At 42.4% G+C, this 15,246-nt stretch carries 14 protein-coding genes; 9 read left to right on the plus strand and 5 right to left on the minus strand.

Features of this window, described 5'->3' with window-relative positions:
- The first annotated feature begins 150 nt into the window (after positions 1-150).
- The 8 genes from ACIQXH_RS10555 to ACIQXH_RS10590 all read left to right on the plus strand — a co-directional run bounded on the left by ACIQXH_RS10555 (position 151) and on the right by ACIQXH_RS10590 (position 6,953).
- Positions 151-1,566 carry a SpoVR family protein gene (locus tag ACIQXH_RS10555; RefSeq protein WP_402990629.1) on the plus strand — a complete coding sequence of 472 codons (1,416 nt, stop codon included), beginning with the start codon at positions 151-153 and terminating at the stop codon, positions 1,564-1,566.
- A gap of 168 nt (positions 1,567-1,734) precedes the next feature.
- The gene (locus tag ACIQXH_RS10560; RefSeq protein WP_403123389.1) at positions 1,735-2,052 is read left to right on the plus strand and encodes an ArsR/SmtB family transcription factor; all 318 of its coding nucleotides are present in this window, start codon (positions 1,735-1,737) and stop codon (positions 2,050-2,052) included.
- A gap of 11 nt (positions 2,053-2,063) precedes the next feature.
- Entirely contained in the window at positions 2,064-3,122 is a 1,059-nt protein-coding gene (arsB, locus tag ACIQXH_RS10565; RefSeq protein WP_403123392.1) for an ACR3 family arsenite efflux transporter, read from the plus strand.
- A 31-nt stretch (positions 3,123-3,153) separates the two neighbouring features.
- The gene (gene arsC, locus ACIQXH_RS10570) at positions 3,154-3,573 is read left to right on the plus strand and encodes an arsenate reductase (thioredoxin) (protein ID WP_403123395.1); all 420 of its coding nucleotides are present in this window, start codon (positions 3,154-3,156) and stop codon (positions 3,571-3,573) included.
- Between the two features lie 88 nt (positions 3,574-3,661).
- Entirely contained in the window at positions 3,662-4,033 is a 372-nt protein-coding gene (gene arsD, locus ACIQXH_RS10575; RefSeq protein ID WP_402867552.1) for an arsenite efflux transporter metallochaperone ArsD, read from the plus strand.
- 1 nt (position 4,034) lies between these two features.
- Positions 4,035-5,804, plus strand: a complete 1,770-nt coding sequence (arsA, locus tag ACIQXH_RS10580) for an arsenical pump-driving ATPase (RefSeq protein WP_403123398.1) — start codon at positions 4,035-4,037, stop codon at positions 5,802-5,804.
- A gap of 34 nt (positions 5,805-5,838) precedes the next feature.
- Positions 5,839-6,123, plus strand: coding sequence for an iron-sulfur cluster biosynthesis family protein (locus ACIQXH_RS10585; RefSeq protein WP_403123401.1), 285 nt, complete (start codon positions 5,839-5,841; stop codon positions 6,121-6,123).
- A gap of 26 nt (positions 6,124-6,149) precedes the next feature.
- Positions 6,150-6,953 carry an arsenite methyltransferase gene (locus tag ACIQXH_RS10590; RefSeq protein WP_403123404.1) on the plus strand — a complete coding sequence of 268 codons (804 nt, stop codon included), beginning with the start codon at positions 6,150-6,152 and terminating at the stop codon, positions 6,951-6,953.
- Between the two features lie 403 nt (positions 6,954-7,356).
- Here the strand turns inward: ACIQXH_RS10590 and ACIQXH_RS10595 are convergent, their stop codons facing one another.
- The 4 genes from ACIQXH_RS10595 to ACIQXH_RS10610 all read right to left on the minus strand — a co-directional run bounded on the left by ACIQXH_RS10595 (position 7,357) and on the right by ACIQXH_RS10610 (position 11,649).
- Entirely contained in the window at positions 7,357-8,397 is a 1,041-nt protein-coding gene (locus tag ACIQXH_RS10595; protein ID WP_403123801.1) for an AbrB family transcriptional regulator, read from the minus strand.
- Positions 8,398-8,487: 90 nt separating this feature from the next.
- Positions 8,488-9,468 carry a VOC family protein gene (locus tag ACIQXH_RS10600; RefSeq protein WP_402867557.1) on the minus strand — a complete coding sequence of 327 codons (981 nt, stop codon included), beginning with the start codon at positions 9,466-9,468 and terminating at the stop codon, positions 8,488-8,490.
- 90 nt (positions 9,469-9,558) lie between these two features.
- Positions 9,559-10,728 (minus strand): acyl-CoA dehydrogenase family protein, encoded by a 1,170-nt coding sequence (locus ACIQXH_RS10605; protein WP_402867558.1) that lies wholly within the window; start codon positions 10,726-10,728, stop codon positions 9,559-9,561.
- 24 nt (positions 10,729-10,752) lie between these two features.
- Entirely contained in the window at positions 10,753-11,649 is an 897-nt protein-coding gene (locus ACIQXH_RS10610; RefSeq protein WP_402867559.1) for an alpha/beta fold hydrolase, read from the minus strand.
- 177 nt (positions 11,650-11,826) lie between these two features.
- On the opposite strand from ACIQXH_RS10610, the gene ACIQXH_RS10615 reads away from it, so the two are divergent.
- Positions 11,827-13,632 (plus strand): V4R domain-containing protein, encoded by a 1,806-nt coding sequence (locus tag ACIQXH_RS10615; RefSeq protein WP_402867560.1) that lies wholly within the window; start codon positions 11,827-11,829, stop codon positions 13,630-13,632.
- A gap of 142 nt (positions 13,633-13,774) precedes the next feature.
- On the opposite strand, the gene ACIQXH_RS10620 is transcribed toward ACIQXH_RS10615, so the two are convergent.
- Positions 13,775-15,070 (minus strand): MFS transporter, encoded by a 1,296-nt coding sequence (locus ACIQXH_RS10620; RefSeq protein WP_402867561.1) that lies wholly within the window; start codon positions 15,068-15,070, stop codon positions 13,775-13,777.
- Positions 15,071-15,246 lie beyond the last annotated feature (176 nt).

Consider the following 15,246-nt stretch of genomic DNA (forward strand, 5'->3'; position numbering starts at 1 on the left):
GAAAGAGTGCCTGTTCTACTGATTCCTGACATCTTCCCTTTTGGAGGATGTCTTTTTTCTATGTACGATTGCCCTTTAAGAAGGAACAAAGCATTTTTCCGCCCTTTTTTCATACATTAGACTAAAGACAAAAGACTAGGGGGATATAAGATGAATGGATCGGAGCAGAAGGCTCTGGAATATGCCATCAGTGAAATCACAGAAATAGCCACTGGATTCGGATTGGATTTTTACCCGATGCGTTATGAAATTTGTCCATCGGAAATCATTTATACATTTGGTGCGTATGGAATGCCGACCCGCTTTTCACATTGGAGCTTCGGGAAACAATTTCATAAAATGAAGCTGCAATATGATTTCGGATTAAGCAAAATCTATGAATTGGTCATTAACTCTGACCCATGTTATGCGTTCTTGCTGGATTCCAATTCACTTGTGCAAAACAAATTGATTGTGGCGCATGTTTTGGCGCATTGTGATTTCTTCAAGAATAATGTCCGTTTCCGGAACACCAAGAGGGATATGGTAGAAAGCATGTCGGCCACGGCAGAAAGAATCCGGGAATACGAAGTGTTGCATGGCAAGCGGGAAGTGGAAACATTCCTTGATGCCCTTCTTGCCATCGAGGAACATATCGACCCATCACTGATGAGGCCGAAGCTTGCCTGGACGATGGAGGATGAGGAAGAGGAGGAGGAAATCAAGCCGGCAGCGACGGAGTATGATGATTTATGGAATCTCGAAGACAGAGATGTGAAGAAGCATCCGACCGCTAAAAGGCGTAAGAAGTTCCCGCCACGTCCTGAAAAAGATATCATGCTATTCATTGAACAATACAGCAGGGATTTAACCGATTGGCAAAGAGATATCATGACCATGATCCGAGAGGAAATGCTCTATTTCTGGCCGCAGCTCGAAACGAAAATCATGAACGAAGGCTGGGCATCGTACTGGCATCAAAGGATCATGCGTGAACTGGATTTGACCTCTGGCGAATCGATTGAATTTGCAAAACTGAATGCCGGAGTCGTGCAGCCATCACGAACGAGCATCAATCCTTATTATCTAGGGCTGAAGGTGTTTGAAGATATCGAAGAACGCTATGATAACCCGACAGAGGAAATGCTCAAGCTCGGCATCAAGCCAGGAACGGGCCGGGAAAAAATGTTCGAAGTCAGGGAAATAGAATCGGATATTTCCTTCCTCCGTAACTATTTGACCAAAGATCTTGTCATGCGTGAGGATATGTATTTATTCCAAAAGCAAGGCAAAGACTACAAAATCGTTGATAAGGCATGGGAACAGGTGCGCGATCAGCTCGTCAGCATGCGGGTGAATGGCGGGTTCCCGTATATCACGGTCAATGACGGCGACTATATGCGAAATGGCGAGCTGTATTTGAAACACTGGTACGAAGATATTGAACTCGACCTGAAATACCTTGAAAAAGTCATGCCCTATATCCACCAGCTCTGGGGACGTCCCGTGCACATGGAATCGGTCATGGAAGGCAAAGAAGTCATGTTTTCTTATGACGGAAAAGGGATTCACCGCAAGTATTTATAAGGAATGGAGGCTGCCGGGAGATCGGCAGTCTTTTTTTATGAAGGCAATTCGAGAAGTACTCTGATAAAATCTCTCCAAGCCAAAACCCTTGCAACGGCCAAACCAATCGTGATAACATAAGTAATATATTATATAAGCATTTAGTTATGTATGATAGGAGGACACTAGATGAACCAAATCGAGGAGATGTCTCGTCAATTAAAGGCTGTGAGCGACCCGAACCGGTTAAAGTTGCTGGCATGTCTGAAACAAGGTGAAGTTTGTGTATGTGATTTTGTGGATATCCTGCAGATTTCCCAGCCAGCAGTCAGTCAACAAGTGAAAAAATTAAAAGATGCAGGAATCATTTTAGAAAGAAAAAAGGGAACATGGAAACATTTTCGATTGAATGAGGTTCAACAGCCCTATATTCAAGCCATCATCGATTCTTTAGAACATGTTCAGGCTCCATGTTGTTCAACGGAATGTAATTCTTCATCATGTTAGGGGAGAAGCGGATGGAAAATAAAAGTGTAACAAAGCGATTATCCTTCTTGGATCGCTATCTTACTCTATGGATATTTGTGGCGATGTTCGTCGGAGTCATGATTGCGGTATGGGTACCCGATTTCAAAAATGTATTAGATACCTTTTCGGTAGGGACTACTTCAATACCAATCGCAATTGGGTTAATCGTCATGATGTATCCACCGCTTGCAAAAGTGAAATACGAAGAAATGTGGCGCGTGTTCAAAGATTGGATAGTGCTTCTGCTCTCCTTGTTTCAAAACTGGCTGTTAGGGCCGGTTTTAATGTTTTTCCTTGCAATTATCTTTTTACACGATTATCCGGAGTATATGGCCGGGTTGATTATGATTGGCTTGGCCCGTTGCATTGCGATGGTCATTGTATGGAATGATCTGGCTCGGGGAGATAGGGAGTATGTCGCGGGACTCGTGGCGTTCAACTCGATATTCCAGATCCTATTCTATTCCGTATTCGCCTACTTTTTCTTGAATGTGTTGCCTGGCGTATTCGGCATGGAAAACCTATCTGTCGTGATATCAATGTGGGAAATCACGAAAAGCGTCATGATATATCTTGGTATTCCATTCGTAGCAGGGATGTTGACTCGATTCATTGGGTTGAAAATTAAGGGGAATGAGTGGTATGAAAATAAGTTCTTACCCAAGATTTCGCCGTTAACTTTGTTTGCTTTATTGTTTACGATCGTCATGATGTTCTCTTTAAAAGGGGACACCATCATTGCCTTGCCCCTTGATGCAGTGCGGATTGCGATACCGCTTTTCATCTATTTTTTAATCATGTTTGCCGTATCGTTTTTTGCATCAAGAAAGGCGGGTGCATCCTATCCGGTTACCGCTTCCCTTTCCTTTACGGCAGCAAGCAATAACTTTGAACTGGCGATTGCCGTGGCTGTTTCCGTATTCGGAATCAACAGCGGTGCGGCGTTTGCGGCGGTCATTGGACCACTCGTGGAAGTGCCGGTACTGATTGCTCTCGTCCATGTCGCTCTACGTTGGGATAAGAAATATTTCCGGACCATTAAATTATAACTGTTTGTTTTCAATACAGGAGGAAACCTTCATGACACATAGAAAAACCATCTACTTCTTATGCACAGGCAATTCATGCCGCAGCCAAATGGCGGAAGGCTGGGCGAAAAGGCTCTTACCGGATTGGATTGTGAAAAGCGCAGGCCTTGAAGCTCACGGATTGAATCCCAATGCTGTTAAGGCGATGAGGGAAGTAAACATCGATATTTCCGATCAAACATCGGATGTGATTGATAGGGGAACCTTGAATCATGCAGATTTAGTGGTTACATTGTGTGGGCATGCAGACGAGCATTGCCCAATCACGCCTCCACAAGTAAAGCGAGTCCACTGGGGTTTTGATGATCCAGCCAAAGCGGAAGGAACCGATGAGGAAAAGTGGTCCTTCTTCCAACGCGTGCGTGATGAAATTGGCGAACGGATCGAAGAATTCGCTGAAATGGGAGAATGAGCCCGCAAATAGCCAAGGAAAATTACTTGGCTATTGATTTATCCGTAATATAGGCATCTGCTTATTTATATAAAAAGGAGTGACTTCAATGAAAGAAATACAGATTTTTGACCCTGCCATGTGTTGCCCTACAGGTGTATGCGGTCCTTCAATCGACCCTGAGCTATTAAGGATGTCTTTTGTGACAAGTAATCTGAAGAAAAAGGATTATCCGATCGAACGATATAATTTAACCAATGATACCGAACAGTTCATGCAACATGAACAAGTGAGTGCGTTATTGAACGAAAAGGGTCCGGATGTCTTACCGATTGTTTTCGTTGATGGAAACGTGGTACGAACAGGGAGCTATCCAAGTAATGAGGAGTTGGGAAGGTGGACGGGGTTCTCTGTTGAGGAACTGATCCAAAAGCCGAAAGTGCGATTGTCACTGAAGACGCAAAAAGATGGGGAGAGCTGACATGAAGTTATTCACTGATGAATTCTTCCCACAAACGCGATTTATATTTTTCACAGGCAAAGGTGGAGTGGGGAAAACATCCGTGGCAAGTTCGCTTTCCCTTTCTTTATCGAAGCAAGGACAAAAAGTTCTGTTGATCAGTACAGATCCCGCTTCGAACTTACAAGATGTATTCGGGCAACCGTTAACCAATCATCCCCAATTGATCAAGGGCACATCGAACCTGTATGCCCTGAACTTGGACCCTGTCCAAGCGGCAACCGAATACAAGGAACGGATGGTTGCCCCGTATAGAGGAAAGTTACCAGATGCGGTGCTTGCCACGATGGAAGAGCAAATGTCAGGGGCTTGCACCGTAGAAATTGCGGCATTCAACCAATTCTCGACCCTTTTGACGAATTCAACAATTACGGAGGAATATGACCGGATTGTATTTGATACCGCACCAACTGGTCATACGCTGAGGTTATTGCAACTACCAACTGCATGGTCCGGTTTTTTAGATGTAAATACAAACGGGGCATCTTGCCTGGGTCCGTTAGCGGGATTGGAAAGTCAGAAGCAGATGTATCAGAAGGCCGTCAAGGTGTTGGCGGACAAAGGGCAGACTACACTAGTCCTTGTGAGCCGACCTGAAGAGGGGCCATTGAGGGAAGCGGCACGTGCCTCGGATGAGTTGAAGGAAATCGGGATTGCCAATCAACTCTTGATCGTGAACGGTGTCTTCGAACAGACGGATCGAGGTGATCGTTATGCAAATGCCTTGCATGACCGACAACAGCGGGCATTGGAAGACATTCCGAATCCATTGAAAAAACATCCGACTTTTTATTTGCCTCTTGTTTCATTTGCCATCACAGGAATCAATCACATGGAGAAATGGTTCACTCAAACATATGGGGAGTCTGAAAACTTATTAGATGAAATAGAAACGATCCCTCATCACTCTATTAAAGATTTGGTGGATTATTATGAATCAAACTCCCATCGGGTCATCCTTACGATGGGAAAAGGCGGGGTAGGAAAAACGACAGTAGCGTCACTTGTCGCCTTGGGACTCGCCGAAAAAGGGAAAAAGGTCCACTTAACGACCACGGATCCAGCCGCTCACATTGCTTGGACTTTTGATGATAACACCTTATATGACAATCTAACGATAAGCAGCATCGATCCGAAGAAAGTCGTGGAAGAGTATAAAGATGAAGTGCTTTCCAAAGCAAGTGAAACGATGGATGAAGAAGGCTTGGCCTTCATAAAAGAAGACTTGGAATCTCCTTGTACCGAGGAAATCGCCGTTTTCCGGGCACTCGCCAATGTTGTGGCGCAGTCCAAAGATAGCATGGTCGTAATTGATACGGCACCAACAGGTCATACCCTTCTATTATTGGATGCATCTGAAGCCTATCATAAAGAAATTTCCCGTTCTTCTGGTGATATACCAGAGCCGGTACGCGATTTGTTGCCAAAATTAAGAGACGGGTCCTATACGAGCATCATCATTACGACACTTCCTGAGATGACACCTGTTTTGGAAGCAAAACGATTGGCAGCAGATTTGAAACGGGCGAATATATCCATCCATTGGTGGCTCATCAACCAAAGTTTTTTCGTCACGGATACAATGGAACCGATGCTTACCAGGAAAGCAAAGGGAGAGAAGAAATGGATCGAGAAAGTGAAAGAGCTATCCGGCAACCAAACTGTCATTCTCCCTTGGAGCCGGGAAGAGCCAAAGGGAATCAAGCAATTGCATCAAATTCTGGACATGTAAAAATGACATGCGAAACCTATTGGAGGAATAGAACATGAAAATGACCAATCAAGCAAAAGAGTATTTACAAGAAGCGATGAAGGCAAATGACGTATCCACTCTACGATTTTATGGAATTGCAGGGTGTTGCGGAATGAACCTTGGCGTTGCCTTACAAGAAGCAGAAACAAATGATAGGGTGGTAGAAGTGAATGGGGTGAACATTGCCATTCAATCTGAGATGAAGGAACAGTTATCAGATGTAACCATAGATGTAGAAGAGGAAAATGGTGAAATGGGCATAGTGCTTACAGGATATAATGAAAACTCTTGCTGCTAAATATGAATGGGAAGGATATGGAGAGAATGAGTGAAATGAAAAAAGATGAAATTCGCGAAAGCGTACGAAGCAATTATAAAAAAATCGCCCTTAAAGTCGTGAACTCTGACAGCTGTTGTGCGCCAAGCTGCTGTACACCCGAAGAAAACCAAAATATTTCCGTCGAAGAGATTTCTAAAAAGATGGGATATACCACAGCAGAGCTTCAAAATATCCCGAATGGCGCAAACATGGGATTAGGCTGTGGAAATCCTCAGGCGATCGCGGACTTAAAAGAGGGGGAGACCGTCCTTGACCTTGGGAGCGGGGGAGGGTTCGATGCTTTCTTGGCTTCTCCTAAAGTGGGGGAAAAAGGAAAAGTCATAGGCGTTGACATGACACCGGAAATGATTAGCAAAGCTCGGAGCAATGCCGAAAAAAATCAATTCGTAAATGTCGAATTTCGTTTAGGGGAAATCGAACATCTGCCTGTTGCGGATCAATTCGTTGATGTGATTATGTCGAATTGCGTCATCAACCTATCCCCGGATAAAGGAAGAGTCTTTCAGGAAGCCTATCGTGTTCTGAAAAAAGGCGGGAGATTAGCGATTTCCGATATCGTGTTGACTGCGAATCTGCCTGAAGCATTGCAAACGGATATGAACCTCTACTCCGGATGCATCGCCGGGGCATCTTCAATTGAAGAATTGTCCGAGACGATGAAACAAGCTGGATTTAAGAACATCTCCATTATCCCTAAAGATGAATCCAAAGAATTCATCAAGGAATGGGCACCGGAACATAAGGTAGAAGAATATATTGTCTCAGCGATTATCCAGGCGGAGAAGTAGAGTGGCTGAATACTAGAAGTTAGTTATATGTAAGCAGTTAAGAAGAACATGACCAACTGCATATAGTCTATTATTGTCGAGGAAGGAACTGATATGCAGTTCCTTGGGCGTGAGTTCGGTATTGTACCGGGCTCATGCCTTTTATTTTTCCCGGTTCGTTCAAGAAATGGTATTCTATCTATTTGAATCTCTAATATCCGTAACCTCATCGCATTTGTAGCAATCTAGCCCACAGACTTCCATGTAGATACTTGGTTTTTTTGAACGCGTTTCTACTATTATATGGTAATTGATTTCACCGATTCATCAGATTCGAAAAACGCCCCACTGAATGAATTTCAATCATCGGAGCGTCTTATCCATAGGTATATAGATTTTAACATGAACCATGATCGGTACTTTACTACATGGCTCTTTTGATGCTAGGCAATTTCTTTTTTCCTTGCCAACGATAATACATTTTCATCAAAGGCATAATTAAAATAAAAATGAACAGGAGCCTGAACGTTTGGAACATTGAAACAAGCGAGACATCTGCATGCACTGCATTCGCTAATAACACCATTTGATCTAAGCCCCCTGGGGCGGTGCTTAGGAAACTTGTAGCGAAGGTTGTATCCAACGCAAATGACATGAAAAAGCTTGATCCAAATGTTAGCGCGATCAGTGCGAAGGCACTGAAAATGCCCCCTATAAGTACACGTACCGGCAGTTTGATCATATGCGGCTTGAGCATGAGTCCGATATGGGCACCGATTAGTAACTGAGCGATATCCATGATTATGCCAGGTATTTGAGGCATTGCCAGTGGTGTTGTGAGTTGCAATGTAATGAATAAAAGAATGGGTGTAATGAAAAATGCGACCGGCAAATGGATGCGTTTCATTAAATGAGAGCAACCCCAAGCAAGTGCAATTAGTAGTACTAAACTGATTGTTAGCTTAGCGTCAGTTGGTGGCTTGCTCATTACTTGGCCAGCGACGATAAATGGTACGAAAACAACGACCAGTAAAAGTCGAATTACTTGAAAATAAGAAATAACGCCGATTTCTTTAACTTTTTCTTCCTCGGCAAAGACGACAATTTGTCCTAAACCGCCTGGGATGGCGCCTAATATGGCAGCTTTCACCGGGATTTTTGTCCATTTGCTCGTTAAGTAGGCGATGCCGATTGAACCGCCGATCAAAATGACGTTTAGGGTTATCATGTAAAGTAAAATGGAGCTCATCATGCCGAATAAATCGGTGTTGAATTGTACACCAATCGCGGTCCCGACCATGACGACACCTAAATCACGCATTTGGCTGGACCATCTAAGCGGTCCTTTATAAACAAATTGAGCTAACATGACGACAACAATTGGGCCAAGCATCCAGGGAATAGGGATGTGCAGCAAGCTAAAAATATAACCGCCAATGAAAGATAAGATTAACACTTTTAACATTGCCTTCAATAGAGACACCCCTTCCTATATAACATTCATCGCATAAGAACCACCAGCATCCTTCATCATGAATGGCTGGTGGTCAATTTATTATGAATTCGCTAATTCCTTAACTTGTGCTTCACGATCTACGTCATCGCGGCGACGGTCGCCCCAGTAGGCAGATCCGTTTTTCAAGTATTCTTCATACGTCCATTTCACTGGCTCCCAGTCTGGCTCGAAGATTAAATAGCTGTTTGTAAAGATTTCAAGACGTAAGCCACTTCCTGGATCTTTTACGTAAATGTACATGGCTTGAGAAATACCGTGTTTACCAGGGCCTACGAATTGTACATCAGCTTCGCATAAAATATCAGCAGCACGTAGTAAGTCTTGGGAGTTGTCTAACCAATAAGCGATATGATGCATTTCGTTTGGTTCTTTTGAACGGGATGTAGACATGATTGCCACGTCATGAACTAAGTTTGTTACGGATAACCAGCTTGCGACTTGTACATCGTCTGGATTTACGAAATATTCACGTAGCTTGAAGCCTAATGCTTGTTGTAAGTAATTTACGATCACAGCGTTATCTTGTGAAGTTTGTAAGTTAACATGGTCGATGCGACGTGGTGATACACCTTTGGCCCAAGATTTATACGTTTGGTTTTTAAGCACTGATTTACGAGATTCATCAGCAGGTGTTTTTTCCATATCGTAATACAGTTCAAAGCGGTGACCACTTGGTAATTCGAAGCGGACTGCTTCCCCTTGGGCTACTTCTTCGCCTGCTTCTATCCAACGTACTTCTGTACCAGCATCTTCTAATAATTTAGCGAAAGTTGCTACGTCCTCACGACGTTTTGTACGCCAGCCAATGTGATCGATGTAAGAAGTTTCACCAGCTGTAATGGATAATGTATGGTGTTCGAAATCGCCCCAAGCGCGCAAGTAATGTACACCATCTATCACTTCGGTTTCTTCTAACCCGATTGTGTCGCGGAAGAACCATAAAGATTTTTCAAGATCTGCTGATACTAAAGCTACGTGTCCTAATTTTGCAATTTCCGGTGCGTAAAGAAATTTTTCCATTTATATTCACCTCATAGTCATGTTTTTTTAATAAGAGGACAAGGAAAATATGATTTCAATCTTTATCCATCATACTTTCCGATGCTGAAATTACCCTTGAATGTTTGTTTGAACGCCGAATAAATTTCTACCGTATCCTAATATGCCGTCTTCATATAAAGAAGTAATGTGTGTGGCGATTGCCATCAGGTCACGAGTGTGCATTTCTACCGGATGACCTTTTAATAATGCGTGCCCACCTAAAGTCAGTAGGGCCTTAACACCGATTTGTGTACACTTATCGATGATTTTTGCACGAATCGCTTTATATTTTGCTCCTTCGTATGGACCACCTTTATCTTCTTCCATCATCCGGATGTATTCGTTCAATAAGCTTTTTGCAGAAATCATTTCTAGCTTTAACTCCGAAAGCACGCGTTGGCTTGTGGGAGAATCCTTTTCGTTTATGCCAGAGAAGCGGACGCGGCCGGCTGTATGCTTTTCGAACTCGTCAACTACACGTTCTGCACCACCAACAGCCATTGCGGCGAACCCTACATAGAAGCCAGGATAGAATGGTGTATTGTAATATAAATAGTCTTGATCGAAATCTTCATATGGCGGTTGGCTCTTTTCGATTATTTTGCTGAAGCGTAAAATGGCATCAGGCTTAACGAAAACATTATCAATGATCAATGTATTACTGCCTGATCCACGAAGACCAAGGGAATCCCAAGTTTTTACCACTTCCAAGTCAGAAACCTTCAATAAAATGCCGACACGTTCGGGCTTGTCATTGTCTTCGAATTTCATCATGGCGCCAACGCCAACCCAATCACAGTAATTGATACCGCTTACAAAATTGTACTTTCCGGAAACGACATAGCCATCTTCAACTGGTTCCACTTTACCGATGGGAGCAAATACGTCAGCTACAAAGCCACCTTGGTTAATGACTTCATCACGAATGTGCTTAGGATAGTAGCAAACCCAAGAGTTATGCACGGAGAAGAAGTAGGTTAACCATGAAGCTGATAAGTTATGGTAACCAACTGTGCTTACCATATCAACGAATGTATGCCAATCGAGTTGTGGATAACCAAACTCTTTCGGTAAAATCAAACGGTGAATGCCTTCCTCACGAATAATTTCCGCGATGCGTGGGGACACGGTCGAATTTCGATCAGCTTCGATTGCTTCTAACTCTGCGGCTTCACCGATGCGCTTTGCCTTTTGCATAATTTCTTCATACAGCCCTTTACTTTCAACTACTGTTACCATTTGATCATTCCTTTCAAAAATAGTTTATTGTGCTGTAACGGCTTGATCTTTTTCCACTGCCAAAAAGTCAATGACAAGTTTGTTCACGATTTCCGGTTGGTCCGTTTGAGCTTGATGACCGCAGTTTTCTATATATTCAAATGATATGTTCGGTAATAGTTTCTCGAGTTTATAACCTGTCTCCACTGGTGCAACGGCGTCTTGCTTACCCCAAATGAATAGGCCTGGAATTTTCAATTTTGGTAAGGTATCTTTCATGCAGTAACGATCCCAAAGCTTAGGCTCTTCGTTCATTCTCGCTAAGTAGGCATCGAACGCCTGATTGGATTCTTTAACGCCTGGGCGGGTTGCCGCTTGATGACGTAGTTGAATCAGTTCTTCAGGAATGACCGTGTCTTCGCTTGAATTACGGTACATGAATTTACGTAAGGATTCTTCTGTATAGTCATAACCAATCACTTCTAAGAATGACCGCAGCTTTCTCTCAGGTACTTCATGCATCGCTTGATAGATGGTATTACTACCGATGTAAACAATTTTATTTACTTTTTCTGGGTGGTCTATGGCATATTTAGCTGCAACGTAAGCACCTTGTGAATTGCCGACAAGTGATACTTCGTCGAGGCATAATGCTTCAATGAAATCATGTACATGATCCACTAGGCTTTGATGACCATTTACAGGCCATGCGTGAGGGCGGGCGTCGGTAAAGCCCATTGAAAGTTGGTCTACTGCATATGCTCGGAAGCCAGCTTTAGCTAATGCAGGTAACATAAAACGCCAACCTGCTGCGCCGCATGCTCCAGGTCCTGCACCGTGCAGTAAAATTACAGCTGGTCCTTCTGTTCCAGCCCAGGAATAATGTGTACGTACACCGTTTGCCAATATGTAACTATTATGAAACCCTTCAAGAATTGTCATCGCTTTGCCTCCTCATACTGATGTGCTTTTATTTTCTGTTTTGAGTATACCTGTTAATAATTTCAAACGTTATACTGATTTTTATTGAAAGAATAGTGTTAATCTTTAAAATTTATTGAAAAATCAATTTCGCTTTTGTAATATGAGGAATAGATAGTCAAAGGGGATGTGATTTTAATGAGCGAAATTGCATTTGATTCCAGCGAAACGAAAAATATTTTAATGTCGGCAAATGCCTTCCATACATTAAAGAACAGCTTGTTTAACAACATTGGTTCTCATAAAACAAAAGGCTTTTTATTTCGATTTGGGAAAGAGTTCGGGATGGAATCAGCAAGAAAGATGCTTCAAAATAAAGACTCGATAGATCCAGTCGGTAAGAGACATTCACGCTTAGGTCACGTGAAGGATGTAATTTTCATGGGGGAAATTGTGCGACATCCAGATGGCACGGTTGAATGCATCGATACGTGGGGACAATGGGTAGAATCATTCGAAGCCGCGTTACACCTAAAAAATTATGGTGTAGCAAACGAATGTGTTTGTCATATGTTATGTGGGTTTGCAAGTGGTGCATTGACCTATGAGTATGGTGAATCCATTATTGCCGTTGAGTACAAGTGCGTCGCAAAAGGTGATCCGTGCTGTGAGTTTAAAGTGCGCTTGGAGAGCGATTGGCTCGAAGATGAGGAAGAGCTTATCCACCTTTATCAAAACGACAACATTTTATCTGAACTTGAAATGACTTATGATGCACTTTTACACCATAAGCAAGTGCTCGAGAAAATTTCATTGTTTAATAGTCAGCTCACACAAAAAGTAACAGATAAACATTCGATGGATGAAATTGTTCAGGTTGCGTCCGAGCTGTTGAACATCTCGATTTTGATTGAGGATATCCATGGCAATGCGTTAAGCCATTTTGGTTTAACGGAAGAACAGCAACTAGCAATAAAAAAAGATAAGGTGAAATTATCGCATTTCGACGATACGCATAACGTTTCGCATTACAAAGGCGAAACATTCAGGAAGTTGACGGCACCTGTTCTTATTAACAAAAGGAATTATGCCACTTGTTCATTTTTCTACTTTGATGAAAAGGATATGGATGAAAACGACCACTTATTTTTAGAGCGGATTTCTACGGTCGTGGCCTTATGTATTTTATATGAGGAGGCGCAGTTTGAAGAGCAACAAAGGATGCGTAGCTCACTATTGGAGCGCTTAATTCATAATCGGAAAATTAAAGATATCGAATCTTACTATAAATTTTTACCATTTAAATTTCAGCCGCCGTTCTCTACAGGTATTATCAGTGTCAAAAAGAAAAAGAAAAATAAAGAAATCATCGACATTCATGACCAGTTGACACAGCTGTCCAAGTTGGCAAAAGAGTGGGATTTGCCTTGTATTTTTGCAGTGCTTGGTGAGGAAATTGCGCTCCTCAATTCGCTAAATAGTGATAAGCAAGGCTGGAATAAGAAAATCACGAAAATTTTTCAAAAGATGGAGAAGCAAAATGCCAATTATAAATATTCAATCGGGCTTAGCGGAACATTTAGTAACTTCAAAGATTTCGAGCGTTCGCTACAAGAGGCTCGTGTTGCACAGCGCTTTCCCAACGATAAGCTGCTAACGGATTACGAAGATTTAGGAATGCTTGGGGATATCGTAAAGAACATGAGCATGGAGCATCTTCACGAAATGGCGAAGAAGACGTTAAAAGACTTATACAATTTTGATGATCCCCGTAAAAAGGAATTATTGCATACGCTTTACGTCTATTTATTAAATAGTCAGCGCTTGAAGGAAACGATGGACGAGTTGACGTTATCTATCGGCGGTATCCAATATCGTATCAAGCAAATCGAAGAGCAACTACAAATTTCACTGAAAGACGCATCGACTGCAGCGTATACCTTATTAGTCATTCAGGTACTGATCTTGTCGGATAGCTTAAGCTTCGAGGAATTTGCAAGATAAGAGCGGAGTCTATCAACCATTAGGCTCGAGATGGATGGAAGAGTTACGTAAACCGCTTTTATAAACAAAACAGACTGAAGACAAACTCATTCTTTGAGTTTGTCTTCAGTCTGTTTACATGTGATGAACCCATGGTTGAGTATTATCGCCCTGGGGCGATGTCAAGGTTTATCTGCTCTTCTTCTGTAGCACGACGAGCATCTTCTTTTTCAGTTGCGGTGATTTTCAATTTACGTGTGGCTACTAACACGATGGCCGTAACAACATATAAACTAACGATGACCAACACACCTAAGTTGAAGCCTGACCGCACGTTATCGCCTGCTTGTGTAATCAAGTACCCGGTAATCCATGGCCCGATTACTCCAGCCATACTTGAAATGGATAATGAGACACCCGTTACGCTACCTACTAGATTTTTCGGAATGATCAATGTTTTAATCGCTGTATTTAACGGTAATAAGCAAGTGTTTATGATTAAGCCCATCCCTAGGAACAAACAGGCTAGAACCGGTGAAGCGACAATCGTGGTCATCGCATAAGAAGCAGCGCCGACCAGCAATACTGTAATTAATACACGATCATAAGATTTGATAAGGCTTTTATTTTTCTTGAATAAGTAGTCTGTGAATTTACCTATACAAATTGCGAACACTGTTCCTGAAATGCCCATTGCAGCGAAGATTAAGCCCATACGCTGTGGCTCAAGACCCACGATTTGTGTTAGGTAAGTTGGTGCCCATGTAAGGACCCAAGTTGTAATCCACATGGATACGAAACCTACAACTAAAATCGATAATACATAAGGGTTGATGAATACTTTAAAGATATGTTTGAACGGTACTTCCTTGTTGGAGGCTAAACTTTTTACGTCTTCGATGAGGGGTTGCTTTGGCTCGTCTCTCATGAAGAAGAAGAGGATCGCCCATGCAAAGCTTGCTATCCCTAATAATGCGAAAGTGTGCTGCCAACCAAAATTCGTGATGCCTTTAACTAAAAGTGGTGCAGCCAAGTACGTTCCAACTGTTGTACCAGAAGTCATGATAGCTGCAGCGACACCACGTTGTGAGCTAGTGAACCATCGTGCTAAGTGCACGATGCACAGACCGAGCGTACCACCTTCGAAGAAACCTAAGACAACACGCAGTAAAATTAAGTGTGTTAACGTTTCTACAAAATAAGCGCTTGCTAATGAAATGGTCCATCCAGTAGCAATCATCATTAATAAGTATTTTGTGTTGAAGCGATACGTTAAGGTACCTAAAACGATACTTCCGACAGCGTAAGCAGCGAAGAAACTACTTCCTACTAAACCAAACTGATCATAAGATAGATTCAGTTCAGTCATGATTGGTTCTGCGGCTAATCCTAAAACCGATTTATCCGTATAATTTAAAACAGATAGTAAGAATAGAAAAGCTAATACAACCCAACGCATGAAAATCCCCCTTGTATTACCGTATTTTCCCCATCCACAATTGTTTTTCAAAAAAGTATTGGTGGTCTGATACTTCTGTCTTTTTCTGAAAAGTAGTGATAGCGCTTTCAATTTGGCATTGGAATCATCAAACACCTCCATTATTGTAAGTAAAGGCACACATTTCACCATTATTT

The organism is Peribacillus sp. NPDC097225, assembly GCF_044761955.1.
In the GTDB taxonomy this organism is placed as follows: Bacteria; Bacillota; Bacilli; order Bacillales; family DSM-1321; genus Peribacillus.